Annotated in this window: 1 protein-coding gene; it reads left to right on the top strand. The window is 41.3% G+C overall.

Going from position 1 to position 242, the window contains the following annotated elements:
* Positions 1 to 242, top strand: a 242-nt coding sequence (locus ACKX14_RS16375) for an orotidine 5'-phosphate decarboxylase / HUMPS family protein (RefSeq protein WP_422449494.1), incomplete at both ends; no start/stop codon positions are given.

The following is a 242-nucleotide window of genomic DNA, read 5'->3' as shown; positions in this document are numbered from 1 at the left end:
CACATTAGATCATTGTGTTGCATATAAAATCAATACGGCTTTTTACGAATCGCTGGGTGTAAAAGGTTGGCAATCACTGGAAAAAACAGTGAATTATATTCCAAAAACGCATTTCAAAATTGCGGACGCAAAGCGCGGAGACATCGGCAACACTTCTGCCCAGTATGCAAAGGCTTTTTTCGAAACGCTTGACTTTGATGCTGTTACCGTAGCTCCCTATATGGGAGAAGATAGTGTGAAAC

It is taken from the genome of Thermorhabdus hydrogeniformans (genome assembly GCF_049310025.1).
Classification (GTDB): domain Bacteria; phylum Bacillota; class Thermosediminibacteria; order Thermosediminibacterales; family Tepidanaerobacteraceae; genus JBJYKD01.
The sequence above is the reverse complement of the archived record's forward strand: the minus strand, read 5'-3'. Positions and strand labels throughout refer to the sequence as shown.